The organism is Flexivirga aerilata (genome assembly GCF_013002715.1).
In the GTDB taxonomy this organism is placed as follows: Bacteria; Actinomycetota; Actinomycetes; order Actinomycetales; family Dermatophilaceae; genus Flexivirga; species Flexivirga aerilata.
This window is the reverse complement of sequence record NZ_JABENB010000001.1, coordinates 525,106-551,519: the sequence shown is the minus strand read 5'-3', so window position 1 is coordinate 551,519 and position 26,414 is coordinate 525,106. Positions and strand designations below refer to the sequence as shown.

The window sequence follows — 26,414 nt, the reverse complement described above, 5'->3', positions numbered from 1 at the left end:
CGTCCGTCGCAGTGACGAGGGCGCTGCCGGGAGTCAGCGGGCGGGCTTGCCGGTGACGAAGATCGGGTTCGACATTCCCTCCATCGTGCGGTCGGCGCGGCGCACTTCGACACGTGCCCACGTGGAGTAGCGGGAGTCGGTGGTCCAGGTGAGCGTGCCCGTGCCGGACGCCAGCGGGATCGACGTCTGCGGGCCGAGCTGGTCGAAGACGGTCAGGGTGGTCCCGGGGCTGAACCCGGTTGCCGTGCAGGTGACGGTCACCGCGTCGCCCCAGGTCGACGAGACCGTCTCGCCGATGCCGGCGCGCGACCGGCCCGCGGCCGCGCGGAAGTCGAGGGTCTTGTGCTGGTCGGCGACCAGGTAGGAGCGTCCGGCCGCGAGCCCGCGCAGCAGCGCCCGTCGCTCGAGGCTGTCGGCCCGGACGACGGTCTGCGGCAGGCCGATCGTGTCGCCGGGACTGTGCGCGTCGGAGTCGCCGATCGCCGGGATGAACGTGCCGCTGCGCAGCAGTCCGTCCCAGTGTGTGACCGCGGCGTCGTCCTCGGCTGACCACGGACCGTTCCACACCTCGACGAGATCGGCTCGCTCGTAAGGGAATTCGAAGCTGCACGCGAAGCAGTTTGCGAAGGGATGGGCCGCGGTGACCAGGCCGCCGGCCTTGTGGGTCTGGTCCACGAACCGCTCGAAGTCCCGGCCGTCGCCGGCCCGGTAGCGCCAGTCGAGCCAGGTGTCGGCGGGCAGCCCGATCGCCGGCCAGTGGCCGGACCGGGTGGTCACCTCCTCGCCGTTGAGGATCAGCAGGTCGTCGGTCGCATACTTGCCCCACACCAATTGCGCACTGGGCGTGTTGTGTTCGGTCGAGACGACGAAGTCGAGACCGGCGGTCCGGGCGTCGGCGACCAGTTGCTCGGGGGTGCGGCGCCCGTCGCTGTGCACCGTGTGCAGGTGGCCGTCGCCGCGATACCAGGACGCGCCGCGCTGCCTGCGGGGTGCGCTCGTCGGGGCCGGCGTCGCCGTGAAGGAGGGGCCGGCGGCGCCATACGACAGCGTGATCGTGACGCTGTAGTCCATGCCCTGCGGCGCCACGGTGTAGGGCCCGAGGATGACGTGCCAGGTGCCCGGCTTGATCGGACCCGCGAGGTAGCCGGGGGTCGCGTCGCCGGCGGTGATGAAGAATTCCTTGCGGAAGCCGCCCGACCAGCCGCGGAAGCCCTTGCGGTTGCCGATCTGGGTGCCTTCTGGTCCGAACATGCCTATGTCACAAGCGTTTCCGTGTCGGCCGTCCGGCACCGCCGGTTTGTCATAGGTGTAGGAGACGTCGATGCGGTTGACGCCGCGCGGCACCTCGACCGGCAGGTAGTAGAAGTCCGGGTTGCCCGGCCCGAAGTGACCGGTCACGGTCTTGCTGGTCGGCCCGCTCCCGGCGGGCGCTGCGGCGAAGGCCACGCCGGGCAGCAGGTTGGACGCCGCGACGACGGCTCCCGCACCTCCCGCGCGCAGCATCGTGCGTCGACTGATCCCAGGCGCCATCGTGTCCTCCTCGAGCTGCTGATCCGTCGCCCAACGTATGGCGGTGGCCGCCTCGGGCGGGGCCGTGGCCCGGTGAACACTGCGTGACGAAGTGATGCAGCGCTCAATGGCCCGCCATCTGCCCGAAAACGGGCAGAAGTTTGGATTTCATTCACATCACGCTGCATGATCTCTCCCGTGCCGGATGCAGAGCTCGTCGATCGCGTCGCCGCCACGACCGGGTTGTCCCCGGCCGAGGCCACCCGGGTGATCGACGACGTGCTCGCCTGGCACCGCGAGACCGTCGAGGACTTCGTCCGCCGGCGGCACGCGCACCACCAGACCTATGGCAAGCGCAACGACGAGATCTTCACGTTGATCGCTGCCGAACTTGCCGAGCGGGCTTTCGCCGCCCCGGAGCTCTCGCCGCGCCAGTTGCGGCGGATCGTCTACGGGTAGCGGCCAGACCCCGCGAGGAGAAGGAGCAACACATGTGCGGGATCGTCGGGTATGTCGGGCGCGCCAACGCGGTGCCGGTGCTGATCGAAGGGCTGACCCAGCTCGAGTATCGCGGGTACGACTCGGCCGGCATCGGAGTGCTGACCTCGCGCGGGCCGAAGGTGTTCCGCGCGGTCGGACGCGTGCGTGACCTGACGGCGACGCTGCCGTCACGGCTGACCGGCAAGGTCGGCATCGGTCACACCCGGTGGGCGACCCACGGCCCGGCGACCGAGGCCAACGCCCACCCGCACAGCGACGCCACCGGGCGCATCCTGGTCGTGCACAACGGCATCATCGACAACGCCGCCACCCTGCGCGGCCGGCTCACCGCTGACGGGGTCGACCTCCACTCGGACACCGACACCGAGGTGCTGGCGCACCTGATCGTCGCGTCCGACGCGGAATCGTTGTCGGACAAGGTGATCGACGCGCTCGGACAGATCACCGGCACCTACGCGATCGCCGTGGTGGACGCCGACCGACCCGGCGAGATCGTGGTCGCGCGGCAGGGCTCGCCGCTGATCCTCGGTGTGGGGGACCGCGAGATGTTCGTGGCCTCGGACGCCGCGGCGTTGGTGCGGCATACCTCCTCGGTCGTGCACCTCGACGACGGCGAACTCGCGGTCGTGACCGCGGACAGCTTCCGCACGTTCACCGCCGACCAGACCGACACCGGCAAGCAGCCGGAGCAGATCGAGCTGGACGTCGCCGAGCTCGAGATGGACGGGCACGGCACGTTCATGCACAAGGAGATGCTCGAGCAGCCGGCCTCCGTGCAGCGGATGCTCACCGGCCGCCTCGACCCGCGCTTCGGTACCGCGCGCCTCGACGGCCTGGGCATCGATGCGCGAGAGCTGCGAATGTTCAAGCGGGTCAAGGCGATCGGCTGCGGCTCGGCATACTATGTCGGCCAGATGGGCGCGGCGATGATCGAGGATCTCGCCCGCATCCCGGCCGACGCGGAGGCGGCGTCGGAGTTCCGCTACCGCAACCCGATCATCGAACCCGACACCTTGTACGTCGCGGTCAGCCAGTCGGGCGAGACCGCGGACACCCTCTTCGCGGTGCGCGAGATCCAGCGCAAGGGCGGCCGCGTGGTCGGCCTGGTCAACGTCGTCGGGTCGTCGATCGCCCGCGAGTGCGACGGCGGCATCTACCTGCACGCCGGGCCTGAGATCAGCGTCTGCTCGACGAAGGCGCTGACCCACATGGCCGTCGGATTCGCTTTGCTGGCAGTCACTCTCGGCCGGGTGCGCGACCTGTCGCACGCCGACGGCACCCGCATCGTCGACGCGCTGCAGGCGCTGCCCGGTCAGCTGCAGCAGATCGTCGACGCCGAGGAGGCCATCGGCGTCGTGGCCAAGGAGCTCGTCGACGCCGACAACCTCTTCTACATCGGTCGGGTGCGCGGCTTCCCGGTCGCCCGCGAAGGCGCGCAGAAGCTGAAGGAGATCAGCTATCAGCACGCGGAGGCCTATCAGGCGAGCGAACTCAAGCACGGGCCGCTGGCGCTGATCTCGCCGCAGATGCCGACGGTGGCGATCGTGCCCGACGACGACCTGACCGAGCGCAACGTCGGTGCGCTCCACGAGATCGCCGCGCGCGGCGGCACGATCGTGGCGATCACCCACGACACCGTCGACTTCGGTGACCTGCCGGTGACCCGCATCGACGTGCCGCGCAGCGAGGTCGAGCTCGACCCGATCCTGCTGACCATCCCGCTGCAGTTGCTGGCCTATCACCTCGCGACCGCGCTGGGCCGGGACATCGACCGGCCGCGCAACCTGGCCAAGTCGGTCACGGTGGAGTGACCCCGTTCACACATTTTCCGCACAGCCACCCATCCGGTTGCCGGACGGTCCCGAACCACTGATGCACGCTCGCCGCCGAGCGAGTTTCACGAGTGAAGGGATACGTCATGCTTCTTCGCAAAACCGCCATCGCCGGCGCCACCTTGGCCCTGGCCGCGGCGCCGATGGCCATGTCGATGGGCAGCGCCAGCGCCGCCGAGGGCGGCGGCACGACCACCTTGTGGGCGAAGGCGACCCCGCTGAACGACAGCGGCGCGTCCTCGACGGTGACCGCCTGGCTGACGGGCAACCAGCTGCGCATCAAGATGGTGTCGACCGGGCTGCTCGCCAACGCGCCGCACGCTCAGCACATCCACATCGGTGGCAGCAACCAGTGCCCGGCGCCCGACGCGAAGGGCACCGGTGTCGACGGACACCTGCGGGTCGCGGACGGCATGAAGAGCTACGGCATGATCGCGGTGTCGCTTACCAAGACCGGTGACTCGTCGCCGAACAGCGGCCTCGCGGTCGACCGCTTCCCGACCGGCAACGAGACCTACGAGCGCACGCTGACCGTCTCGGACTCGGTCGCGAAGTCGCTGCGCAACGGCGAGGGTGTCGTGGTCCAGCACGGTGTCGACTACAACGGCAACGGCAAGTACGACGGTGACTCGAAGTCCGAGCTCGACCCGAAACTGCCTGAGGAAGCTACCGATCCGGCCACCTGCGGTGTCCTCGAGGTCAGCCAGATGAACTCCATGCCGGAGGGTGGCGTGCAGACCGGCGGCGGCTCGGACAACCCCGTCGCGCCGATCGCGTTCGCCGGCGGGGCGGCTGCCGTCCTGCTCGGCGGTGCTGGATTCCTCGGCATGCGTCGCAAGAACCGCGCCAACCGCTGATCACCTCATCGGTATGACGCAGCAGACCCACGCACACCGTCGGACGATCGGTCTGGCGGTGTGCGTGCTGCTCGTGGTGGCCGGCATCGTCGCCTGCCTGTGGGCGGTGAAGCACCGCTACCAGGAGAGTGCGACGCCGCCCGCGCCGAGCTCGGCGGCCAGCCCCGCGGCGGGCTCGACGAGCCCACCGGACTCGACGGGGCCCTCCGCAGGGCCGAGCGCCGCCACCGAAGGCTTCCCGCCGAGCCGTTCAGGGAGCGGCCCGGCGGGATCCCCAGCCGCCAAAACCCCAGCTGCCAAAACCACTGTTGCCAAACCGGTTTCGGTGCAACTGCCGTCGATCGGGGTGTCGTCGGAGCTGCTCCACCTCGGCCTCCAGAAGGACGGCACGGTCGCCGTGCCGAGCTTCGCCGACGTGATGAAGGCGGCGTGGTTCACCGGGTCGCCGGCTCCGGGTGCGGACGGTCCGGCGGTCATCGAGGGCCACGTAACCGGTCCCAAGGGCCCTGGCGTGTTCTACAAGCTCGGCTCGATCCGCGTCGGCGACGACGTGCGGGTGACCCAGGCGGGCGGCAGGACGCTGACCTTCCGGGTCTACAAGACCGAGCGCTATCCCAAGAACCAGTTCCCGACCGGCGTGGTCTACGGCAACACCCCCGGCCCGGAGCTGCGGGTGATCACCTGCGGCGGCACCTTCGACGCCTCGACCGGGCACTTCCGCGACAACACCGTGGTCTACGCACGCCTGGTCTGACCCTCCGCCCGTGGCGCGCTGCGCGTCGATGCCGGAGGGTCCAGCGCCAGCTGAACACCCTTCCAGCGCCTCCGGATCCACCGATCATGGCTGGCCACCACGACCGTGACCGGGGACGCCAGCAAGGCTTCCTCCAACTCGTCGACCAGCGCGAGCGACAGGTGGTTGGTCGGCTCGTCGAGTAGCAGCAGGTCCGGCTGGCGGGCCAGCAGCAGGGCGAGCTCGACCCGCCGCTGCTGTCCGAGACTGAGCTCGCCGACGGGCCGTCCGTGATCGCGGGGATGCAGCAATCCCAGCGAGGACAACGGTGTTCGAGGACGAGCTGCGTCATACAGCTGGGCGGGGGAGCGGGTCGGATCCTCGATCCCGACCTCCTGGGCAAGCAGCCCGATCTCTCGTGCGCGCACCTCGACGGCACCCTCGGCGGGCGAGAGCCGGCCGGCGATCACCCCGAGCAGCGTCGACTTGCCGGAGCCGTTGGCGCCGGTCACCAGCAGTTGCTCACCGGGTGTGACGTCGAGCCGCTCGCACCGCAACCGGCCCGGCACCCGCACGTCCCGCAGCTGCACCGAGGCGATCGGTTGCCGTTCGAAGGCACCCGAAAACCTCATGGCGGCAGGGGGTTTCGGGATGCGCTCACGCTCCAGTGCGGCAATCCGCTGCTCCGCGTTGCGCCGGCGCCGACTCACGGTCGCCTGCACTCGCTGGCCCTTGAAGCCGTAGATGAACTTGTCGTTGTCGCGCGGCGGCCGGTCATGGGCGATGTCGCGCTCGCCGGTGCGCGCGGCGACCCGCAGCTCGGTCAACTCGTCCTGCTGGGCCGCGAACTCCTCCTCCCAGCGCCTCCGCGAGGTGCGCTTGGCCTGCAGGTAGTCGCTGTAGTTGCCGGTGAAGGCGCGCCCGCCGCGACCGTCGGTGCCGAAGTGCGACGGGTCGAGATCGACGATCCCGGTGCAGACCGCGTCGAGGAAGACCCGGTCGTGCGACGCGACCAGCACCGCGCCGGCCTGCTCGGCGAGCTCGGCCTGCAGGAAGTCGAGGCCGTCGTCGTCGAGGTGGTTGGTCGGCTCGTCCAGCAGGAACGCCTCGGGCCGGCGGGTCAGCAACGCCGCGAGCGCGAGCCGCGACCGCTCGCCACCCGACAGCTGTGCCACCCGCCGATCACCAGGTATGGCGGCAAGCCCCAGCCGGTGCGCGGCCACCTCGGCGCGACGGTCGGCATCCCAGGCGTCGTGCAGGGTCGCCCACTCCAGCAGGGCCGCGTAGTCGCTCGCCGCCGACTCGTCGTCGTTGAGCCGCGCGGCCAGCTCCTCGAGCCGGGTGACCGCGTCGTGCAATGGTGCGAGGGCGTCGCGCAGCACGGTCGCGACGTCGGCGGCGAGATCGAGCCCGGAGTCCTGCGCGTAGTAGCCGGTGTCGGCGGGCACCTGGACGCGGCCGGACTCGGGCAGGTCCGCGCCCGCGAGTAGGCGCAGCAGCGTCGACTTGCCGGAGCCGTTCTCGCCGACCAGCCCGACCCGGGCGCCGGGCGGTACGACGAGGTCCACGCCGGAGAGGACGCGGCGGTCGGCATACGAAAAGGTGAGGTCGGTGCAGGTGATAGCCATGGAAGGAGTCCGTTCGCGCAGACGGCGGACGCTCGCCGGGCCAGGTGGCCGCGGGCGCGAGCGATGGGCGGACTCAGTGCTTCATGACGGCGCCAGCATGGCAGCCGCGGCGCGCGGCGTACAACCGCAAATTGCGACCAAGCTGTGGTTCGCCGGTTACGGGGGAGTTACCCGCGGGTATTGTGATCCGCACAACTCTCGGAGCCTCCAACGTCTCGATGGAACAGCGAAGGAAGTACGCATGAGTGCGCAAACCCGTCAGCGCGTCACCCTGCTCGACGTCGGCAAGGGCCTTGCCGGCATGATCGGAGACCTACCGCTGCTGGCCAAGGAGGGTCCGGGCCTGCTGCTGCGCAAGCCCACCGACAAGAACTCCTTGGGGCTGATCTTCCAGAACGCCGCGGCCAAGCACCCCGAGCGCGTCTTCCTCAAGGGCGAGAACCCGGACGGCAGCGTCCGCACGTTGAGGTATGGCGAGGCCAACGCCCAGGTCAACCGCTTCGCGCACGTGCTGCAGTCGCAAGGCGTCAAGCGTGGCGACGTCGTCGGCATCATGGCGCACAACGACATCGACAACCTGCTGACGATCATCGCCGCAGTCAAGCTCGGTGCGATCGCCGGTCTGCTCAACTACAACCAACGTGGTGACGTGCTCGCGCACAGCCTGGGCATCCTGGACGCCCGGGTGGTGCTGGTCGAGGACGACTGTCAGGAAGGTTTTGCGACGGCCGGCGACGCAGCCGCCCAGCAACACGTGATGACCTTCAGCGACCTCAACGAGGCCGCCGAGGCCGAGAGCGACGAAAACCCTTCTGCTACCGCCCAAACCCTCGCCAAAGAGAAGGCGTTCTACATCTTCACCTCCGGCACCACGGGTATGCCGAAGGCTTCGGTCATGAGCCACTTCCGCTGGCTGAAGTCATACTCCGGACTCGGCGCCCTGGGTGTGCGGCTGAAGAGCACCGACACGATGTACTGCTCGCTACCGCTCTATCACAACAACGTGGTGACGGTCGCGCTCGGCTCCGTGCTGGTCGCGGGAGCCTCCATGGCGATCGCGCCGAAGTTTTCGGCCAGCAAGTTCTGGGACGACTGCATCCGCTACGACGCAACGGCTTTCATCTACATCGGTGAGCTGTGCCGCTACCTGCTCGGCCAGCCGGCCAAACCGGTCGACCGGCAGCACAAGGTGCGGGTGATCGTCGGCAACGGGTTGCGCCCGGACATCTGGCAGGAGTTCCAGGAGCGCTTCGGCATCGAGCGGATCGCCGAGTTCTACGGCGCGAGCGAGTGCAACATCGCCTTCATCAACGCCTACAACGTCGACCAGACCGCCGGCACGTGCCCGCTGCCCTACAAGGTCGTGGCCTACGACCCCGAAACCGGCGAGGCGGTGCGCACCCCGAAGGGCCGCCTGTCCAAGGTCAAGGTCGGCGACGTCGGCCTGCTGCTGGCCAAGGTCACCGACCGCGCACCGTTCGACGGCTACACCGACGCCGGTGCCACCGAGGCCAAGCTGCTGCGCAACGGCTTCAAGGACGGCGACGTCTGGTTCAACACCGGCGACCTGGTGCGCAACCAGGGCCTGACCCACGTGTCGTTCGTCGACCGGCTGGGCGACACCTTCCGCTGGAAGGGTGAGAACGTCGCGACCACCGAGGTCGAGGCCGCGCTCGGTCACCTCGACGAGATCGAGGACGTCACCGTCTACGGCGTCGAGGTCCCCGGCACCGACGGCAAGGCCGGTATGGCGGCGGTCGTCCTGCGCGACGGCGCGGCCTTCGACGGGCAGCAGCTCGCCAAGCACCTGGCGTCGGCGCTGCCGTCATACGCCGTGCCGCTCTTCGTGCGCACGGTCTTCTCGCTGGAGCACACCTCGACCTTCAAGAGCCGCAAGGTCGAGTTGCGCGACGAGAGCTTCGACAAGGCGCGCGACGGGCAGGTCTACGTGCTCACCGACGCCGAGCGCGGCTACGTCCCGGTCTACGACGGGTATGCCGAGGAGGTCGCGGCCGCGAAGTACCCGCGGCTGTAGCGCCGGAGCAGCACCCCGAAAGCAGCGAACTCGGACCAGCGAACCGGAGCAGCCAACCCTGACGGTCGGATTCACGTCTGACGGCCGAATTCGACCGTCAAACGTGAATTGCGCCGTCAGAGTGCGGGTGGGAGCGTCGGCTCAGTGCGGTGAATGGCCCGCCCCTGCGCCGGCTCAGCGGCCGGTGACCAGCCGCGCCTCCGGCAGGTGCGCGGTCTCGTTGTAGGTGACCAGCTGGGGCGGCTTCTCCTTGTCCAGCTGCAGCCGGGTCACGCCGGTGTTGTGGCCGGTGAGGGACGCCATGCGCCATACGTTCTCGAGGGCGGCGTCGTTGGCCGTCTCGCGTTCGGGGTCACGCACGCCGCGGTCCCACGGCTCGCCGACGAGCAGTCTCGCCGCGATCCAGGAGATCACGCCGACGCTGGAGACCACGAGCGTGCGCTCGGCGTCGCCCGCGAGCAGGCCCTGGAACGCAGCGCGCACCCGGTTGTCGAAATCGGTGAAGGTCTCGGTGTATTCGTCGTCGTGCTCGCCGGCGGCCCACCGCTCGATCGCCGCGGTGAACATGTCCTCGAACGCCGCGCGCGGCCGGAAGGTGCGCACCATGTCGGCCTTGAGCACCAGCATGTTCTTGTATGCCGGGCGGAAGGTGTTGATGATCTCGACGTGGTCCAGCTCGTTCCAGACCGGGTCGGTGTCGGCGGGCGTCGCCCAGCCGGCCGCGACGCAGATCTCGGCTGCGGTCTGCCGATGACGGCGCAGGCTGCCGGTGATGATGCGGTCCGGCTTCCACTCGCGGGTGCCGAGGAACTGCCCGAGCAACCGCGACTGGGTGTGCCCGAGGTCGCTCAGCTGGTCGTAGTCGCTTTTGCCGAATGACGCCTGCCCGTGGCGCACCAGCAGCACAGATCGGGTCATGGGGTCAACCTATCCCGGGTGAACGGTGATCTGGGGCGTGCGCTCGCCGAGCGCTACAGGGCGCGTCGGCGGTCTGCCGCAGGACTACTGGGGGTGGAGCCGGACGAGCTTCCCGTCCCCGTCGACGGCGAACCGGGCTGCCACTGCACGACTTTCGGCCGGCAACTGGGTCGGGCTGACGCCGCCGGTCGCGGAGTGCGCGGCCGAGACGTTCTTCAGCCCGGTCGACACCCCCGCCGCGGACGCGTCGGCGGCCGGCAGGGCGCCGACGCCGACAATGAGGATCGCCGCGCCCCCGAGGATGCCTCGGGCGACGCGGCGAAGTGGGCCTGGGTTGGATCCGTGAGCGGTCATGGCTCCGAGCCAACCGCTCCGGACTTTGGCCCGTCTGTGCGCCTCGTGTGACGCCGGGATGGTTCAGGCCGTGGCGACGGCCGCCTTGCGACGACGCATCCACTTGGGCAGGAACGTCTCCTTGAGCGTCTCGGCCTTGTTCTCGTCGGGCAGTGCCAGCTGGCAGATCTTGCGCCAGGTCTGGAACAGCTGGGTGTGCAGCGGGCCGGTGACGTAGGGCAAGCCGTAGCGCTCGCAGGTCTCCCGCAGCCGCGGTGCGACCTCGAGGTAGCGGTTGGACGGCAGGTCCGGGAAGCAGTGGTGCTCGATCTGGTGCGACAGGTTGCCGGTGAGGATGTGGAAGACCTTCGGACCGGACAGGTTCGCCGAGCCGAGCATCTGCCGGATGTACCAGTCGCCGCGGGTCTCGCCGTCGATCATCTCCTCGGTGAAGACGTCGACGCCGTCGGGGAAGTGACCGCAGAAGATGACCGCGTGCGACCATACGTTGCGGATCATGTTGGCCGCGACGGTGCCGGCGAGGCCGCGCTTGAAGGAGTTGCCGGCCAGCAGCCCGGCCGCCGGGGTGGCGATGTAGTCCTTGAGGACCTGGCGAATCGCCTTCTGCTTCAAGGCGTTGAGGTCGGAGTTGAACTCCTCCTTGCTCTTGACGCCGGCCTTGACCATGTCCCATTCGAGGTCGTATGACGCAATGCCCCACTCGAAGGCCGGCGCCAGGAAGAGGTTGACGACCGGGTTGAACACGTCGCGCGGCTTCCACGGCTGCTCGTCGCTGACACGCAGGATGTTGTAGCCCACGTCGCGGTCCTTGCCGAGCACGTTGGTCCACGTGTGGTGGATGTCGTTGTGGGTATGCTGCCAGCCGCGGGCCGGGGCGACGAAGTCCCACTCCCAGGTGGTGGAGTGGATGTCCGGGTCGCGCATCCAGTCCCACTGGCCGTGCAGCACGTTGTGCCCGATCTCCATGTTCTCCAGCACCTTGCCGAGCGCGAGCGAGCCGGTGCCGACGGCCCAGCCGACGCGGGTCTTGCTGAAGGCGAGGGCGATGCGGCCGCCGATGTCGAGCGTGCGGGCGAGCCGGATCATGTTGCGGATGTAGGCCGCGTCGTCGGCGCCGCGGGCGGCGAGCACCTCGTCGCGGATCGCGTCGAGCTCGGCGCCGAGCTGCTGCACCTGCTCGTCGCTGAGGTGGGCGGCCGCGGTCGGCCGCTCCAGCGGCGCGCCGGTGGTCGGCAGCACGCCGGTGCGCTTGGTGGTCGGCGGCAGCGCGACCCGCACGTCGGTGGTGGTCTCTTCGGTGGTGAGCGTCATGGGGAGGGTGCTCCTAATCAGACGTCGAGGTGGCAGTTGCCGGCGGCAGCCGAGATGCAGGTCTGGATGAGATCGCCTTCGGTTGCGTTGATTTCGCCGGTGCGCAGGTCGCGCACCTGGCCGGACAGCAGCGGGGTCAGGCAGGTGCGGCAGATGCCCATGCGGCAACCGCTCGGCATCAGCACACCAGCCTCCTCGCCGACTTCGAGCAGCGGCGTCGTGCCGTCCGCTTCGATCTCACGGTCGGACTTCTCGAACGTGACCGTGCCCCCGGTCGCTCCGTCGACCTCGGCGTAGGTCGCCGTCGCGAAGCGTTCAACGGTCAGTGTGTCGGGAAGGTTCGCATTGGTCCACAGCGACTCGGCGGCGTCGAGCATCTCGCTCGGACCGCACACGTAGGTCTTGCGGCTGCGCCAGTCGGGGCACAGCGCGTCGAGGTCGGCCGCGTCGGAGAAGTCGATGCGCCCGTCCTCACCGGTGAAGCGATGTATGACGTGCAGGCCGTCATACTGCTCGGAGAGCTCGGCGAGTTCGGTTGCGAACAAGGTGGATTCGCGGTCGCGTGCGGAGTGGATCAGCACGACGTCGGCGTCGGGGCGACGCGGGACGAGGGTGCGGATCATCGACATCACCGGGGTGATGCCGCTGCCGGCGGTGAGCATCAGCAGGGGGCGCGGGCCGGTCGGCAGCACGAAGTCGCCCTGCGGCGGCGCCAGGAAGAAGATGTCGCCGACGCGGGTCTCGTGCGCCAGATGCGCCGACACCTTGCCGCAGGCGGTCACGGTGATCTCCGGGTCGCTGCCCGCCGGCGCGGACAACGAGTAGGAGCGCCACTGCCGCACGCCGTCGATCTCCACACCGATGCGGGCCCACTGGCCGGCGTCGTGCGGTGACCAGCCGTTGCCCGGCCGGAATGCGATCGTGGTCGACTGCGGGGTCTCCGGTCGCACGGCGGTGACGACACCGCGCAGTTGCCGCGCGGAGGACAGCGGGTTGAACAGCGCCAGGAAGTCGTGCGGGGGAGCGGGGTGGGTGAATACCGAGGCAGCACGCAGCGCGACCGATTTCATACCCATGACCCCTACTGTAATTGGCATGGCGCGCTCGTTCATCCACCCCGGGCCTACAATGAGCCCGGTAAAACTAGCGTGACGCAATAAATTCGAGGTGTATGGCGATGACGGTCGTCCCTTCCAGCACATCGACCCCGGAGGCACCTGGGAGGCAGCTCGAAGGAGGCTCCGGGAAAGGTTCCCCCACAGGGCCTGCATCCGGGCCGACATCGAGGCCAGCATCGGGGCCTGCATCGAAGCCCGCGTCGAAGCCCGCTTCGGCCGCCGGACCGATCGGCGCCGAACAGCCCTGGTCGACCCTGCCCCGCGAGCTCAGCGAGATCCTCGCCGACGCGGTGCCGGAGCTCGTCGAGGAGATCATCGGCCGCATCCCGCAGGAGGTGCCGGAGTATTCGCGGCCGCTGGAGGGCGAGTTCGGGGCGGCAGTGCGGCGCGGTGTCGAGATCGCGCTCGGCCGGCTGTTCATCGATCTGCCCGGTCGCGACGAGCCGGCGCTCAAGCCCGAGACCCGCGCTGTCTACCGGCAGATCGGCATCGGTGAGGCACGCAGCGGCCGGTCGCTCGAGGCGCTGCTGTCGGCATACCGGCTCGGCGCTCGCGTCACCTTCCGGGCGGCGTCGGGCGTCGCCGAGCGGGCCGGCATCGAGCCCCGGCTGATGCTGCCGCTCGGTGAGTCGATCTTCGTCTACATCGACGAGATGTCCGCCGCGAGCGTCGAGGGCTTCACCGAGGAGCAGTCCCGTCAGGTCGGTGAGCGCGACCGGCGCCGCGAGTCGCTGCTGCGGCGGTTGCTCGGTGGCAATCTGCCCGAGGTGGAGGCGCGGCGCCTTGCCGGCGGCGCGGGCTGGACGATCCCGCCGCGGGTGCGCGCGATCGTGCTGCCGCCGGAGCACGCCGAGGGGCTGCGGGCGCTGCTCGGCGACCAGGCGCTGATCAGCGGCCGCACCGGTGAGGTCGTGGCGCTGGTGGCCGCCGCCGAGACGGCCAAGGCGCGGTCCGAGCTGGCGTCGGCGCTCCGCGGGCGGCGTGCGTGGATCGGGCCGGTCCGGCCGTGGGAGGGTGCCGGCGAGTCGCACCGCGCGGCCGCGATGGCCGCCGCGACGCCGGCGTTCGCCGACGACAGCGAGGAGCCGCGCTTCGTCGACGACCATCTGTCGGCCATTGCGCTGCAAGCCGATCCGTTGCTGATGGAGGACCTGGCCACCGTGTGCTTCGAGCCGATGCTCGACCTGCGGCCCGCGCAACGCGAACGGCTCGCCGAGACCCTGCTCGCCTGGCTGCGGCACCGCGGCGAGCGGGCCCGCATCGCCGAGGACCTGCACGTGCACCCGCAGACGGTCGGTTACCGGTTGGCGCAGCTGCGCGACGTCTTCGGCGACGAACTCGACGACCCCGACCGCCGGTTCGAGCTGGAGCTCGTCCTGCGTGCCGGGCGTCGACCGCCCACCGACTGACCGGTTTCTGCTGGGATGGGTGCGTGGCCACCGCAGAACCCGCCTACGTCGCCCTCGGCGACTCCTACGCCGCCGGCGTCGGCGCTGGGGATCCGCAGACCTCGTGCTGGCAGACCGCGGCCGCCTACCCGGTGCAGGTGGCGGCCGGTCTCGGGGTGCAGGTCGATCTGCAGGCGTGCATCGGGGCGACCGTCGCGGACGTGACCGGCACCCAGCTCGCGTCGGTGCCGGAGGCTGCGTCATACGTCTCGGTGACGGTGGGTGGCAACGACATCGGCTTCACCCACGTGCTCACCGAGTGCGCCAAGCCCGCCTGGATGGGCGACTCCGGCCCCGTGATCGATGCGGCGCTCACGGTCCTGCGTGAGCAACTGCCCACCCGCCTCTCCACCGTGTACGACGCAATCCGCGCGCGAGCACCGAAGGCACGCGTGGTGGTGGCCGGCTACCCACGCCTGTTCAACGGTGTCGACTGCAGCCTGGTCACCTTCTTCACGACGCAGGAGATGACCCGCCTCAACGACGCGGCCGACGAACTCGCCCAGGTGATCGGCGGCGCGGCGGATGCTGCCGGCTTCGAATTCGTCGACGTGCGAGACGCTTTCGCCGGTCACGCGGTCTGTGACCCGCAGGCGTGGATCCACGACGTGGTGCTGCCGATCCAGGAGTCGTTCCACCCGACGGCGGACGGCCACGGCGCCTACACGTCGGCGGTCGGCAGGGCTTTCGGGGTGGCCGAGACGGTGCTGCCGAGGCCGGCGCTCGACCTGTGGCGGTCCAACGTCGCGCAGGGTGCCGAACTCCCCACTCCCGCACCGGTTTTCCAGATCCCGGACCTGACCGGGCGGGCGAGCCGCGAGGGCGCGGAGCGGCACGGTCTCGACCCCGACGAGGTCGCGGCGCTGGGTGCCGAGCGCGACGACCCGGCCGCGCACGCGCGGCTGCGGGAGCTGGACCGGCAGGTGCGGAGCCGCCGCCGCTGAGCCGCCGCCGCTGAGCCCCGCCGTGATCGCGGTGGTCTGCACCACGGTGGTCTTTACCAAGTTCTGACCTTGGCGCGGAGAAATTTTCGGCTCCCGTACCCCCACACGTCGCCCGGGCAGGCCAGGTTGATCCCTATGAAACGGATCGGAGCGGTGCTGTCCGCGACCGCAGGCCTCGCGGCCGCAGCTCTTGTGATGCCGTCGGCCGACGCGGCCGGCACGACCTACGTCGCCCTGGGCGACTCCTACTCCGCGGGCGTCGGCACGCGGTCCTCGCAGAACTCCTGCTACCAGTCGCCACTCGGCTACGCGCCGCTGATCGCCTCGGCGAAGGGCCTGGCGCTCAGCTACCAGGCGTGCAGTGGGGCGAAGACCGCGGACGTGTCGGCGAACCAGCTCGGCACGCTCGGCACCGGCACGAGATACGTGACGATGACGATCGGCGGCAACGACGTCGGCTTCTCCAGCGTGCTCACCGAGTGCGCGAAGCCGGGCTGGATGAGCGACTGCAACGGCGCCATCGCCGGCGGCCGCGCCGTGCTGACCGGCAGCCTGCCCGGTCGCTACGACTCGCTCTTCGCGTCGGTGCGCAGCAAGGCACCCAACGCCAAGATCGTGATCAGCGGCTACCCGCACATCTTCAACGGGGAAGACTGCAACGCGCTGACGTTCTTCTCCCCGGACGAGGAAGCGTCGCTCAACTCGGCCACCGACGACCTCAACAGCCTGGAGCGCACCAAGGCCGGCGCGCACAGCATGACGTGGGTCGACCCGCGGGCGCCGTTCACCGGCCACGAGGTCTGCGGCACCAAGGGCGAGTGGATCAACGGGCTGTCCAACCCGGTCGAGGAGTCCTACCACCCCAACACCTCGGGCAACAAGGCGCTCGCGGCGGTCATCAGCCCGTCGCTGGTCGGCAGCTCGATGCCGATGCCGAGCATCGCCTCGTCGGGATCGACGAGCCGGACGCTGCCCGGTGCGGTCGCGGTGCCGAACATCGATCTGGCATCCCCGGAGAGCCTGCGGGGTGCGAAGCGGGCCGGGCTCAACCCGGCCGAGATCAAGGCGCTGAACACCGACCTGCACTCCGGTGACGGCGCGCGGCAGAAGGCGGCGATGAAGCGGCTGAAGCAGCTCGACCGGCAGGCGGCCGCCAACCTCTCGCGGGCCTGAGCGGCACGGTCGCCCGACATACGGGCAGGGTTTTGTTACCCACGAGTTGGTTTTCCCAACTATGTTGGGCGACCGTGACCACTGCGCAGCCCCGAGACCGGTTCGTCGAGCTTGACGGCACCCGTGTGCACTACGTGACCGTCGCCGGCCCGGAGGACGGGCCGACGTTCGTGCTGGTGCACGGGCTCGGCGGCTCCTGGGCCAACTGGGCCGACGTGATGCCCCTGCTGGCGGAGCGTGGCCGGGTGATCGCGCTCGACCTCGGCGGGCACGGTATGACGCGGGTCGCGCCGGCCCTGGCGAAGGTGCCGGCCAACCTGCGGCTGCTGCAGCGCTTCGTGCAGACCGTCTGCGACCGCCCGGCGATCGTCGCCGGCAACTCGATGGGCGGGCTGCTCACCGCCAAGCTCGCGGCCGCCGACAAGCGGGCCGTGGCCGGCGCCGTACTCATCGACCCGGCGATCCCGATCAGTCCCACGAAACGGCCGCATCCGTTGGTGGCAGTGGGTTTCGGCATCTACGCCACGCCCGGTCTCGGGCCGCGCTTCCTCGCCGACCAGGCCAAGCGCGCGTCGCTGGAGCAGCAGGTGCGGGGCGTGCTGAAGCTGGTCACCAGCGACATCAAGCGGGTCAGTCCCGAGCTGTTCAAGCTCCACCTCGACGGCGCCGCGCAGCGGCGTGAGGAGGTCCCGGACGGGGACGCGCAGTTCCTCGCGGCGGCCAAGTCGGTGCTGTGGGAGATCACCCGCCGCGGCAAGTACGCCGCCACCATGAACAAGATCCTCCAGCCGGTGCTGCTGTTGCACGGTGCGCGCGACAAGCTGGTGAGCGTGCGTGCCGCGCAGGGGCTGGCCGCAGCGCACCCGCAGTGGACGTATGTCGAGGGCGCCGCCCAGGGGCACACGCCGATGCTCGACTACCCCGAGTGGGTCGCGGACAACATGCTGCGCTGGCTCGATCAGCACCCCGAGATGGCGCGTCGGGCCAGTGCGCCGTCGACGGCGGGGCCGGCCGCCACGCCCACGGCCTCGCCCGCCGCCACGCCCACCGAGGCGCCGTCCGCAGGCGGCTGAGATCCGCGGCGTGACGCGGATCACGCGATTTGGAGAGCGACACGCCCGCCATGCATGGTGGTCACATGAGCACAACCCATAACGTGAAGCGGCTGACCGCCCTCGCGGCCGCCGCTTGCGGCGTCGCCGCGCTGACCGCCTGCTCCAGCAGCGGCTCGAACGACGCGGCGTCCAGCAGCACCCTGCCCACCGCCACCAGCTCCTCCGCGACCACGAGCGCGGCTGCGCCGTCGACGAGTTCGGCTGCAGCGAGCGGCTCGGCCGGCTCGTCGTCGGCCGCGTCCGGCAGCGGCTCCGCGAGCGGCTCGGCCTCGGCGAGCAACTCCTCCCCGTCGGTGAAGATCGACCCGGTCGGCGCCTGCACGACCGCGCTCAACAAGAGCAACTCCGCCGCGACCACGTGGAACAAGGCTGTCGAGACGCAGGTGTCGAGTCAGCTCGACTCGGCTGCCGCGAACTTCCGCAAGACTGCCACCGAGCTGCGCAAGCTCGGCCCGCAGGCCGGCGACTCCGGCTTCGTCGCGAAGGTCGGCACGGTTGCGAGCGACATGGAGTCGATGGCGAAGTCGCGCACCGACCGGCAGACCGTCAGCACCACCAAGTTCAACGCCGACAACGCGGCCCTGCGCACCTACTGCCAGGCCCTCATCACGAAGTAGCCCCGTCCGCGACCGCGGCCGCGTCGGCGACCGCCTGCTCGGCGAGTTCGCGGGCGGCGGTGGCCTTGCGGGCGCGCTCCGCGGCGTTGTCGTGGGTATGCCGAGCCGACGCGAGCGTCCGCTCGGCCAGCTCCAGCGCGGCCTGCGCCGACGCCTCGGCGGCCTGCGCGTCCTGCAGTGACTGCTGGGCGCACTGGAGCATCCGCTTCGCGGCGGCGGCGCGCTCTTCGGCCTCCCTGGTCGCGTTGGCGGCCTTGTCGTCGGTGTCGGTCTCGGTGTCGGTGTCGTCAGTGCTCTCGGCGGCGGTGTCGTCGGTGTCGTCGGAGCTGTCGTCATACTTGGGGGTCGCGCGCGTCGCCGGCAGCGGGGTGGCGACGGCGTCACTGACGTCCACCTCGCCGAAGCCGCTGTAGCTGATCGGGTTGACCAGCCGGCCGCTGCTCACCGCCGACTCCGCGGCCGGATCGGCGATCGCCGCCGTGAAGGTGGCGGCGAGCTGGTCCTTCGCGCTCGCGGTGAGCGGTTCGTCGGTGAGGCCGGCGACCGATTCGAGCAGCCCGGCGACCAGCCGATTGCGTTCTGCGCCCAGCGTTTTCATCGCTGCGCCGTTGAGATTGCTCTGCGCCTCGCGCAGTCGTGCACCGAGGTCGAGCAGCTGGGGTATGCCGGGTTCGGCCGCGCTGCGCACCAGCCGGTTGACGAGTGCGGCGGATGCCGCGGGGCGACGGAGGGCCTTCAACCTGGTCGCCAGCTCCTTGTCGCCGGCCTCGCGAGCCTGCTTGGCGGCGGCGTCGCGCTCGGCTACGAAGTTGGCGGGCGGCTCGCCATACAGCCGATCGACAATCTGGTCGAAGCGTTCGGTCGCCATACGACCAGGTTAGGTTGGAACCCCCGATCCCACGGAGGTTGCACCAGATGGACGCAGACGTCATCGTCGTCGGCGCGGGCCTGGCCGGTTTGGTCGCGGCCGGCGAACTCGTCGCGGCGGGCAAGCGGGTCGTCATCGTCGACCAGGAGAGCGCGGCCAATCTCGGCGGTCAGGCGTGGTGGTCGCTCGGTGGGTTGTTCTTCGTGAACTCGCCCGAGCAGCGCCGCCTCGGCATCAAGGACTCGGTCGAACTCGCCTGGCAGGACTGGCAGGGCAGCGCCGCCTTCGACCGGCTCGACGACGAGGACTCGTGGGCGCAGCGGTGGGCGCGGGCGTATGTCGAGTTCGCGGCCGGCGAGAAGCGCGCCTGGCTGAAGGAGCGCGGCATGGGCTGGCTCGGCGTCGTCGGGTGGGCCGAGCGCGGAGACGGCCGCGCCGACGGCCACGGCAACTCGGTGCCGCGCTTCCACATCTCCTGGGGCACCGGCACGGGCGTGGTCAAGCCGTTCGCCGAGGCCGCGCTCGCCGCGGTCGAGACGGGGCACGTGCGCTTCCTGCACCGGCACCGGGTTGACGAGCTCGTCACCTCCGAAGGTGCAGTCGTGGGCGTGAGGGGACGAATCCTCAAGGAGGACAACGCTCCTCGCGGGGTTGCCAGCAACCGCGACGAAGTCGGGGATTTCGAAGTCACCGCGCAGGCGGTGGTGGTTACCAGCGGCGGGATCGGTGGCAACCACGAGCTCGTGCGCAAGTGGTGGCCGTCGCGTCTCGGTGCGGCGCCGCAGCAGATGATCACGGGAGTGCCGGCATACGTCGACGGCCGGATGATCGAGATCGCCGAGCGCGCCGGCGGGCGCACGGTCAACCGGGACCGCATGTGGCACTACGTCGAGGGCATCCGCAACTGGGACCCGGTGTGGCCGCAGCACGCGATCCGCATCCTGCCCGGGCCGTCGTCGATGTGGTTCGACGCGCTCGGCCGACGGCTGCCGCACCCTTACCTGCCCGGTTTCGACACTCTCGGGACGCTCCGATATCTGCGCACCACACCGGAACTCGCGCCGCACGACCACTCGTGGTTCGTCCTGACACAGAAGATCATCGAGAAGGAATTCGCACTCTCCGGGTCGGAGCAGAACCCGGACATCACCAACAAGGATCTCAAGCTGCTCGCCTCGCGGTTGCGCAAGGGAGCACCCGGCCCGGTCGAGGCGTTCAAGGAGCACGGCGCGGACTTCGTTGTCGCAGAGGATATTTCGGACCTCGTCGCGAAGATGAACGCACTCACCGACGAGCCGTTGCTCGACGCAGCGGAGATCGAACGCCAGATCGTGGCGCGCGATCGCGAGCTGGACAACCCCTTCACCAAGGACGCCCAGGTGACGGCGCTGCGCGGCGCGCGCCGCTACCGCGGCGACCGGCTGGTGCGGGTCGCGAAGCCGCACAAGATCCTCGACCCGGCCGCCGGTCCGCTGATCGGGGTCAAGCTGCACGTGCTGACCCGAAAGTCGTTGGGAGGCTTGCAAACCGACCTCCAGTCGCGGGTGCTGGATGCGTCCGGTGCACCGGTCGAAGGACTCTTCGCGGCCGGCGAGGCGGCCGGCTTCGGCGGTGGCGGGGTGCACGGTTACAACTCGCTCGAGGGGACCTTCCTCGGTGGCTGCATCTTCTCGGGCCGATCCGCGGGCCGGGCGGCCGCCGCCCAGGCGGGCTGATGTCGCACGCTCGTCCCGGTCCGCTGCGACGCCTCGGCCTCACCCTCTTCCGCTGGCTGCCGACCGGGCCGAGCTATCGACTGGTCCGGCTCACCACGCCGACGTTCAGCGTCGGGGCGATCGCCCTGATCGAGCACGACGGCGCGTTGCTCGCCCTTCGGCAGACGCACCGTCGCGGCGTCAGTCTGCCCGGCGGCCTGATCGAGCGCGGCGAACGTCCGGAGCAGGCCGTTGCCCGAGAAGTGTTGGAGGAGACCGGATTACGCATCGACCCGGGCGATGCCTTCGCGACCGTCTTCGAGCCGAAGCTGCGGCACATCGACGTCATCTTCCGCGTGCTGTGCGATCGCGAGCCCGACATCCGGGTGGCGAGCGAGGCGACCGACCATGAGTGGTTGCCGCTCGACGAGTGGTGGGACATCGACTCCGCAACCGCCCGGATCCTCGCCGCCGTGCGGGCGGCTCGTCATACGCCCGGGCCGGGACGGGTGCTCAGGGCCTGAGCTGGAGGGACATCGAAATGCACTGAGATCGGGTGGGTTTCGGCGCGAAGGCTGAGGAGCGACAGCTGGTTCGCGATCGAACAGATACAGCCCCTGATGGTGGTCGACTACGGCGAAGTCCCTTTGCGCTGGTCGAGTAGGGCGGAGGAGCGAAGTCGTTGAGGTTGGTTGTTGCTGGTCGAGTAGGGCGGAGGAGCGAAGCGGGGGAGCCCGTATCGAGACCACCCCGGGTCGTCCCGCTCGGTGATGGCGCCACGCACCTGATTGTGCTGTGCGACCCCGGGTGGGACCGCGGGACGAGGGACCGCCCTCGCGGCCTCACTCCGCTTTGCTCCGCTAGCGCTCCGCTTCGCTTCATAGGGCCGCTCACGCGGCCCCTCGCCCCGCTCGGTGATCTCGCCACTCACCTGATCGTGCCGACTGCGACCGAACAGGTGCAGTCCCCAGGCTGGTCGAGTAGGGCAAAGCATCGAAGCCCTTTTGTGGTGGTCGAGTAGGGGCGGAGGAGCGAAGCTGTTGAGGTTGGTTGTTGCTGGTCGAGTAGGGCGGAGGAGCGAAGCGGGGGAGCCCGTATCGAGACCACCCCGGGTCGTCCCGCTCGGTGATGGCGCCACGCACCTGATTGTGCTGTGCGACCCCGGGTGGGACCGCGGGACGAGGGACCGCCCTCGCGGCCTCACTCCGCTTCGCTCCGCTAGCGCTCCGCTTCGCTTCATAGGGCCGCTCACGCGGCCCCTCGCCCCGCTCGGTGATCTTGCTGCTCACCTGATCGTGCCGACTGTGACCGAACAGATACAGCCCCCTGACGCTGGTCGAGTAGGGCAAAGCAGCGAAGTCCCTTTCGGTGGTCGAGTAGGGCGGAGGAGCGAAGCGGGGGAGCCCGTATCGAGACCACCCACCCCGCCACGCAACACCATCCCACCCACCCTGACAACCTGCCGAATCCCACGAATCACACTGAAAACACTGAACATTCGGCACCTTGAACCCTTCCCAGTTCATTCGAACAGGTGTATGGTATTGGTATGTCGCACCTGCAGCGAGCACTCACCGATCAGGTGATCGCCGCTGCCACCACGAGAGAACTCCTGGAGGCAGCGCAGACGCTGCTGCGCGCCGCGTTCGACAAGGCCCGCGACGACACCGCCAGCGCACGAGGTGATGCGTCGGGTCTCTCAGACGACCAACTCCTCGACCAGGTGCTGGCCACGCAGCGGGTGCAGAACTCCGCCTGGGCCACCCAAACCCTGCGGCTGGAGCAACTCGCGCAGCGTGAATACGACAAGCACCCGGAAAGCCCGGACACCTGGACACCGTTGGAAGTCGGTGCCCGCCTGGGGTGGACCGACCGGCAAACCAGCGCCCGGCTGAGCCAAGCAGTCGACAGTGTCCGCTACACGCCGCTGCTGCTCGACCACGCCGGCACCGGCGAGCTGGAGTCGCGGAAGCTGGTGGCGGTCAGCGACGCCCTCGCCGACGCAATCCCCGCAACCGGCGCGTCCGATGCGCTGGAGGCATCGGACACATCTGATTGTCCGGCCGACCTCGCCGCAACCGTCGAGGCCGAGATCCTGGCCAGTGCCCCGGAGACATCCACCTCGACGAAACTGCGGCGGCGCACCCAACGCCTGTTGGTGCAGCACGCACCCGTCGCCGCCGATCAAGCCTCGGTTGCGCGGCGGCGGGACTGTACGAACGTGACCGTCGAACCGCACTGGGAGCCGGGCATGTCCATGCTCACTGCCGTCCTGCCGTCGTTGGATGCGGCGAAACTCATGGCCGCGGTCAACACCCACGCCCGCCAGCTGCACCAAGCAACCACCACCGCTAAGACCCTCGGCGAATGCCGCATCGACGCCCTGACGGACCTGCTCCTGTCGAACGCGCGCGTGACCACCGAACTGGTCCTGCACGTCCCCTTCCACACCGACACCGCCTCGTCCACAAACACGCCTCGGGGGAACGGCACTGGTGTCGGCGGGACCGGAGCGCACCGCCGCCACGGGGCGACGGACACAGGCGACGCGACGAGCACGGGGGACATGACCGGCAGGGGTGATGCGACAGGCGTGGGCGGTGGGGTCGGCGTGCTCGACCGGCCGAGCACCATCGACGACCCAGCAGCGAACGGCGCGGCACCCGGGGCCGTCGGCGCGTGGACGGCGAAGGTGCGACCGCCCGGTCCGCCGAAGGTCATCCTCCCCGTCAACCGGAGGGTCCTCGACCTCGGCAGCTACCGACCGATCAGCGAGGCCGAACGCCAACTCGAAGCGATGTTGTACGAAGCCGCACTCCGCACTGGCACCCGACCACCGCCCGAGCAGATCCGCTCCCAGCAGTTCACACCCAGTGAAGATCCCGCTCCCGCCGCGGACCCGGTGCGTTACCGACTCGGCGACGTCCAAGTCCCCGGTGTCGGCGTCATCCCAGCCACCGTGATCCGCGAACTGTCCGGCCTCCTCGGGGTGAAGTTCACCCGCGCCCTGGTGGATGCCGAGACCGGGACCGTCGCCGAAACCGGCACCCAGTCCTACGCCCCCGGTGCGCAGTTGGCGAGGTTCGTGCGAGCCCGCGACCAACACTGCCGGTTCCCCGGCTGTACCCGACCCGCGAGGCTCACCGACCTCGACCACGTCACCCCGTATCCGGACGGTCCGACCGCGGCCCACAATCTGCAGTGCCTGTGCCGGCACCACCACCGCGCCAAGCACGAAGCCGGCTGGACCGTCACCATGAGCGCCGACGGCACCTGCACCTGGACCAGCCCCGCCGGACACGTCTACACCACCCAACCCGCCGACTAAGGACCGCTGATCTCGATACGGCCTCGCCTAGCGGCTCGGCCTACTCGATCAGCACCCAACCCGCCGACTGAAGGACTGCTGATCTCGATACGGCCTCGCCTAGCGGCTCGGCCTACTCGATCCGCGTGGGGAAGCGGCTCGGCCTACTCGATCAGCGACTCGACCCGCCGACTGAAGGACTGCTGATCTCGATACGGCCTCGCCTAGCGGCTCGGCCTACTCGATCCGCGTGGGGAAGTGGCTCGGCCTACTCGATCAGCATTCACGGAAGCGTCAACGCCGCCGACACCGCATTCGCCCGGGAGTTACCGTGGGAGGCGATGTTTTACGGGGGAAATCTGACACGTCGTTCGTTGCTCACCATCGCCGGAGCCGGCTCGGTCGGCGCACTCGCCGGCTGCTCCTCGAGTGGCTCGAAGGGATCGAGCCCGCGCGAGGCAGGCGGCGGCGACGCCGCATCCAGTTCGGGATTGCCGACGCCCATCCAGCTGCCGAACGGCGGTCGCGAGATCTTTCCGGCCTACCGCCTCTTCGGCTATTGCGGATCCCCGGCCGGAGCAGCGCTCGGCCAGCTCGGTGTCGGCGACCTCGCCGACGAGGCGGAGCAGATGATGGGCAAGGTCACCGCATGGGACGGCGGACGCCGCGTGCAGCCGGTGATGGAGCTCATCTCCTGCATCGTGCAAAGCGCGCCCGGCGCCGACGGGCAATACCGCATCCGCCTCGGCGACGACACCATCCGGCAGTGGCTCGACGTCGCCCGGCAACACAAAGCACTGCTGCTGCTGAACATTCAGCCAGGACGAGCGACCTTCCTCGACGAGGTCAAGGCGGTCGAGCGGTGGCTGCGTGAGCCCGACGTCGGTCTCGCCCTGGACCCCGAGTGGTCCGTCGGGCCAGGGCAGACGCCCGGCAAGGTGTTCGGACACACCACCGGCCAGGTGCTCGACGACGTCGCGTCATACGTCTCGGGCCTGGTCACCGAGCACAAGCTGCCGGAGAAGCCGATGGTGATCCATGTGCTTCGTCGCGACATCGTCAGTGACGAATCGGCCCTGCGCCCGCACCCCGGCGTCGCGCTGGTCAAGTCGGTCGACGGGATCGGGCCGATGCACGACAAGGTCAAGGCCTACAACGCGGTGATGGCCGGCACCCCGCCGCACATCCACCCCGGATTCAAACTGTTCTTCCAGGAGGACGGGCGCTACGGACCGCTCATGACGCCGGACCAGGTGCTCGCCCTCACGCCTCAGCCGGAGTACGTGCTCTACGAATAGTGAGACATCAGCAGGCCCGGATCGCCCGGCTCAGATCGCATACGGGTAGACCCCAAGCATGTAGGCGCCGAACCACGCACTGACCGCGGTGGCCGCCACCCCGACGGTCACCTGAGTCGTGCGGGACCGGTGCGCGAGGCCGATCGCCACCGGCACCAGCAAGACGTATGCCGGGAGCAACAACCGCACCCGGGAGTTCATCAATCCGTCCGTGAGCAGCACCGTCGCCACCACGAGCGCACCGTAAACGCTGACCTGCCAAGGCAATCGGGTGACGAACGCGAGCACGACGAGCACCAGCGTCGCAAGGATCACCCAGGCAGTGAACACGTCACCGGCGGAGTTGTTCGTCGCGAGCGTCTCGCGCAGGTAGTGCCAGGTCGCCTGGCCCGCGTCGAAACCGGTGTCCCACCCGTCGCTCTGGATGCGGAACCATGCCAACGGCGATCCGGCATGAACCGCGACCACGACCAGCCAGGCCAGCCAGCCCAGCGGGGCGAGCACGATGCCCGCCCACGGCCGCCAGCCGTCCCGCCAGTGCAGCAGCGCAGCCAGCACCACCACCGCGATCAGCGCCACGACCGTCGTGCGGGTGAGACCGGCCGCGATGGTCAGCAAACCCGCTGCAATCCAACGCTTTTCGAGCACCATCACAAGCGCCCAGCCGGCGAGTGCGCAGTAGAGCGCCTCGGTGTAGGCCATCGTCAGCACGATGCTCATGGGGGCCGCAGCGAAGAGGACCGCCGCCAGCAGTCCGACGCGCCGCGCCATACCGGCGTCGTCGGGGCGGGCACGCAGCATGCACCACTCGCCGATGCGGTATGCCGCGACGGTCGCCACCGCACCCGCGACCACGCTGGTCAGGATCGCTGCGGCATACACCGAGACGCCGGGCAGCACCGCGACCGCCCGCACCAGCATCGGATAACCCGGGAAAAACGCGTATGCCGTGTCGGCGGAATGCATTCCGTGCGCATCGACGAGGCGCTGCGGCACACCGTCATAGCCATGCTGGGCGAGCGCGAGCATCCACTCGCCGTCCCACGCCGAGAGCATGTCCCGCACGTCCTTGTTCTGACGGTGCCCGACGTAGGCCAGCCAGAACAGGCCGATCGCCCGGATCGGCACGAAGACGCCGATGCCGGCCAGCCAGG

Annotated in this window: 23 protein-coding genes; 14 read left to right on the top strand and 9 right to left on the bottom strand. The window is 69.6% G+C overall.

Annotation, left to right across the window (positions count from 1 at the left end):
• Positions 1 to 33: 33 nt before the first annotated feature.
• Entirely contained in the window at positions 34 to 1,530 is a 1,497-nt protein-coding gene (locus HJ588_RS02610; RefSeq protein ID WP_171151678.1) for a CehA/McbA family metallohydrolase, read from the bottom strand.
• 177 nt (positions 1,531 to 1,707) lie between these two features.
• Here HJ588_RS02610 and HJ588_RS02605 point away from each other — a divergent pair, with 177 nt between their 5' ends.
• The 4 genes from HJ588_RS02605 to HJ588_RS02590 all read left to right on the top strand — a co-directional run bounded on the left by HJ588_RS02605 (position 1,708) and on the right by HJ588_RS02590 (position 5,453).
• Entirely contained in the window at positions 1,708 to 1,968 is a 261-nt protein-coding gene (locus HJ588_RS02605) for a hypothetical protein (RefSeq protein ID WP_343036565.1), read from the top strand.
• 32 nt (positions 1,969 to 2,000) lie between these two features.
• Positions 2,001 to 3,821 carry a glutamine--fructose-6-phosphate transaminase (isomerizing) gene (gene glmS / locus HJ588_RS02600; RefSeq protein ID WP_171151675.1) on the top strand — a complete coding sequence of 607 codons (1,821 nt, stop codon included), beginning with the start codon at positions 2,001 to 2,003 and terminating at the stop codon, positions 3,819 to 3,821.
• 107 nt (positions 3,822 to 3,928) lie between these two features.
• Positions 3,929 to 4,699: an LPXTG cell wall anchor domain-containing protein gene (locus HJ588_RS02595; RefSeq protein WP_171151673.1), complete on the top strand. Its 771-nt coding sequence runs from the start codon at positions 3,929 to 3,931 to the stop codon at positions 4,697 to 4,699.
• A gap of 13 nt (positions 4,700 to 4,712) precedes the next feature.
• Positions 4,713 to 5,453: a class F sortase gene (locus tag HJ588_RS02590; RefSeq protein WP_171151671.1), complete on the top strand. Its 741-nt coding sequence runs from the start codon at positions 4,713 to 4,715 to the stop codon at positions 5,451 to 5,453.
• Here HJ588_RS02590 and HJ588_RS02585 read toward each other — a convergent pair.
• Entirely contained in the window at positions 5,435 to 7,060 is a 1,626-nt protein-coding gene (locus HJ588_RS02585; RefSeq protein WP_171151669.1) for an ABC-F family ATP-binding cassette domain-containing protein, read from the bottom strand. The genes HJ588_RS02590 and HJ588_RS02585 overlap by 19 nt on opposite strands.
• A gap of 241 nt (positions 7,061 to 7,301) precedes the next feature.
• On the opposite strand from HJ588_RS02585, the gene HJ588_RS02580 reads away from it, so the two are divergent.
• Positions 7,302 to 9,095 carry a long-chain-acyl-CoA synthetase gene (locus tag HJ588_RS02580; RefSeq protein WP_171151667.1) on the top strand — a complete coding sequence of 598 codons (1,794 nt, stop codon included), beginning with the start codon at positions 7,302 to 7,304 and terminating at the stop codon, positions 9,093 to 9,095.
• 174 nt (positions 9,096 to 9,269) lie between these two features.
• Here the strand turns inward: HJ588_RS02580 and HJ588_RS02575 are convergent, their stop codons facing one another.
• The 4 genes from HJ588_RS02575 to HJ588_RS02560 form a co-directional block, all read right to left on the bottom strand.
• Positions 9,270 to 10,013, bottom strand: coding sequence for a histidine phosphatase family protein (locus tag HJ588_RS02575; RefSeq protein ID WP_171151664.1), 744 nt, complete (start codon positions 10,011 to 10,013; stop codon positions 9,270 to 9,272).
• Positions 10,014 to 10,097: 84 nt separating this feature from the next.
• Positions 10,098 to 10,367, bottom strand: coding sequence for a hypothetical protein (locus tag HJ588_RS02570; protein WP_171151662.1), 270 nt, complete (start codon positions 10,365 to 10,367; stop codon positions 10,098 to 10,100).
• A gap of 63 nt (positions 10,368 to 10,430) precedes the next feature.
• Complete coding sequence (locus HJ588_RS02565) at positions 10,431 to 11,678, bottom strand: fatty acid desaturase family protein (protein ID WP_171151660.1); 1,248 nt, start codon at positions 11,676 to 11,678, stop codon at positions 10,431 to 10,433.
• Between the two features lie 17 nt (positions 11,679 to 11,695).
• Positions 11,696 to 12,754: a ferredoxin reductase gene (locus tag HJ588_RS02560; protein ID WP_246241743.1), complete on the bottom strand. Its 1,059-nt coding sequence runs from the start codon at positions 12,752 to 12,754 to the stop codon at positions 11,696 to 11,698.
• 269 nt (positions 12,755 to 13,023) lie between these two features.
• Between HJ588_RS02560 and HJ588_RS02555 the strand changes: the two genes are divergently transcribed.
• The 4 genes from HJ588_RS02555 (at position 13,024) to HJ588_RS02540 (ending at position 17,434) form a co-directional block, all read left to right on the top strand.
• Positions 13,024 to 14,205 (top strand): PucR-like N-terminal domain-containing protein, encoded by a 1,182-nt coding sequence (locus HJ588_RS02555; protein WP_484489522.1) that lies wholly within the window; start codon positions 13,024 to 13,026, stop codon positions 14,203 to 14,205.
• 23 nt (positions 14,206 to 14,228) lie between these two features.
• Entirely contained in the window at positions 14,229 to 15,188 is a 960-nt protein-coding gene (locus HJ588_RS02550) for a GDSL-type esterase/lipase family protein (RefSeq protein ID WP_171151654.1), read from the top strand.
• A 135-nt stretch (positions 15,189 to 15,323) separates the two neighbouring features.
• Entirely contained in the window at positions 15,324 to 16,361 is a 1,038-nt protein-coding gene (locus HJ588_RS02545; protein ID WP_171151652.1) for an SGNH/GDSL hydrolase family protein, read from the top strand.
• A gap of 74 nt (positions 16,362 to 16,435) precedes the next feature.
• On the top strand, positions 16,436 to 17,434 hold the full coding sequence (locus tag HJ588_RS02540) for an alpha/beta fold hydrolase (RefSeq protein WP_171151649.1): 999 nt from the start codon (positions 16,436 to 16,438) through the stop codon (positions 17,432 to 17,434).
• Positions 17,435 to 17,495: 61 nt separating this feature from the next.
• Here the strand turns inward: HJ588_RS02540 and HJ588_RS02535 are convergent, their stop codons facing one another.
• Positions 17,496 to 17,798, bottom strand: a complete 303-nt coding sequence (locus tag HJ588_RS02535) for a hypothetical protein (protein ID WP_171151647.1) — start codon at positions 17,796 to 17,798, stop codon at positions 17,496 to 17,498.
• On the opposite strand from HJ588_RS02535, the gene HJ588_RS02530 reads away from it, so the two are divergent.
• Positions 17,770 to 18,093 carry a hypothetical protein gene (locus HJ588_RS02530; RefSeq protein WP_171151645.1) on the top strand — a complete coding sequence of 108 codons (324 nt, stop codon included), beginning with the start codon at positions 17,770 to 17,772 and terminating at the stop codon, positions 18,091 to 18,093. The two genes, HJ588_RS02535 and HJ588_RS02530, sit on opposite strands and share 29 nt — an antisense overlap.
• On the opposite strand, the gene HJ588_RS02525 is transcribed toward HJ588_RS02530, so the two are convergent.
• A complete protein-coding gene (locus HJ588_RS02525) occupies positions 18,083 to 18,961 on the bottom strand; it encodes a hypothetical protein (RefSeq protein ID WP_171151643.1) in 879 nt (292 codons plus the stop codon). The two genes, HJ588_RS02530 and HJ588_RS02525, sit on opposite strands and share 11 nt — an antisense overlap.
• Positions 18,962 to 19,008: 47 nt before the next feature.
• On the opposite strand from HJ588_RS02525, the gene HJ588_RS02520 reads away from it, so the two are divergent.
• The 4 genes from HJ588_RS02520 (at position 19,009) to HJ588_RS02505 (ending at position 25,260) form a co-directional block, all read left to right on the top strand.
• Positions 19,009 to 20,676 carry an FAD-binding dehydrogenase gene (locus HJ588_RS02520; protein ID WP_171151641.1) on the top strand — a complete coding sequence of 556 codons (1,668 nt, stop codon included), beginning with the start codon at positions 19,009 to 19,011 and terminating at the stop codon, positions 20,674 to 20,676.
• Complete coding sequence (locus tag HJ588_RS02515) at positions 20,676 to 21,179, top strand: NUDIX hydrolase (RefSeq protein WP_171151639.1); 504 nt, start codon at positions 20,676 to 20,678, stop codon at positions 21,177 to 21,179. The genes HJ588_RS02520 and HJ588_RS02515 overlap by 1 nt, the downstream gene beginning before the upstream one ends.
• A 1,025-nt stretch (positions 21,180 to 22,204) precedes the next feature.
• The gene (locus HJ588_RS02510; RefSeq protein ID WP_171151637.1) at positions 22,205 to 23,983 is read left to right on the top strand and encodes an HNH endonuclease signature motif containing protein; all 1,779 of its coding nucleotides are present in this window, start codon (positions 22,205 to 22,207) and stop codon (positions 23,981 to 23,983) included.
• 320 nt (positions 23,984 to 24,303) lie between these two features.
• Positions 24,304 to 25,260 carry a hypothetical protein gene (locus tag HJ588_RS02505; protein ID WP_171151636.1) on the top strand — a complete coding sequence of 319 codons (957 nt, stop codon included), beginning with the start codon at positions 24,304 to 24,306 and terminating at the stop codon, positions 25,258 to 25,260.
• Between the two features lie 30 nt (positions 25,261 to 25,290).
• Here the strand turns inward: HJ588_RS02505 and HJ588_RS02500 are convergent, their stop codons facing one another.
• Entirely contained in the window at positions 25,291 to 26,388 is a 1,098-nt protein-coding gene (locus HJ588_RS02500) for a mannosyltransferase family protein (protein WP_212755255.1), read from the bottom strand.
• Positions 26,389 to 26,414 lie beyond the last annotated feature (26 nt).